Source organism: Rhizobium ecuadorense (genome assembly GCF_001187535.1).
GTDB lineage: Bacteria > Pseudomonadota > Alphaproteobacteria > Rhizobiales > Rhizobiaceae > Rhizobium > Rhizobium ecuadorense.
The window spans coordinates 1-836 of record NZ_LFIO01000710.1 but is presented as its reverse complement, the minus strand read 5'-3'; the positions used below and the strand labels follow the sequence as shown (position 1 = coordinate 836).

1 protein-coding gene is annotated in these 836 nt (G+C 57.7%); it reads left to right on the top strand.

All coding sequences use genetic code 11. The features are described 5' to 3' along the window. Positions 1 to 61 precede the first annotated feature (61 nt). Positions 62 to 819, top strand: a protein-coding gene (locus AF337_RS40350) for an IS5 family transposase (protein ID WP_425287890.1) whose coding sequence is annotated in 2 segments (ribosomal slippage) — positions 62 to 404 and positions 404 to 819 — 759 coding nt in all. Because the reading frame shifts where the segments join, the coding sequence is not laid out codon by codon here. Positions 820 to 836 lie beyond the last annotated feature (17 nt).

Sequence of the window (836 nt, the reverse complement as noted above, 5' to 3'; positions counted from 1 at the left end):
GGATTCCCAAATCAGCTGATCACTGATTCATAGAGTACCCGTGTGACGCACGGAGGCCTTGATGGCGGTGAAGCGATACGAGTTGAACGAGGCGCAATGGTCGAGAATTGCGCCTTTGCTGCCTGGCAAGGCGGGCGATCCAGGCAGGACGGGAGCAGACAACCGGTTGTTTGTGAACGGCTGTTTGTGGGTGTTGCGCTCGGGGGCACATTGGCGGGATCTGCCGGAACGCTACGGCAAGTGGAAGACGGTCCATCGCCGGTTCAGTCGCTGGTGCCATGCCGGAGTCTGGGAGCGGGTTTTCGATGCGCTGACAGTTGACCGGGACAATCAGTATCTGATGATCGACAGCACGATCGTGCGTGCCCATCAGCAGGCGGCCTCCGGAAAAGGGGGGCCAAGGATCAGGCGCTGGGGCGTTCCAGAGGTGGATTGACCACCAAAATTCATATGCTGGCCGATGCGCTCGGCAGACCATTGCGTTTCATCGTCACCGCCGGTCAGGCCGGAGATATTACCCAAGCTCCGGCTCTTTTGGAGGGGCAGGTCGGCAAGGCCGTACTCGGCGATAAAGCCTATGACAGCAATGCCTTGCGGGAAACGATCGCCGCCATGGGAGCCGAGGCGGTGATCCCCTCAAACCGCTCGCGTAAAATCATCATACCGCACGATGAAACCATCTACATTCAGCGGAACCGCATCGAGCGCTGCTTCAATCGAATGAAGCACTTCCGCCGTTTCGCAACACGTTATGACCGCAGAACCATTCACTTCAAAGGATGCGTATATCTCGTCGCAGCGATGATCTGGCTCAGATGAATGTCGATTCGTCCTAG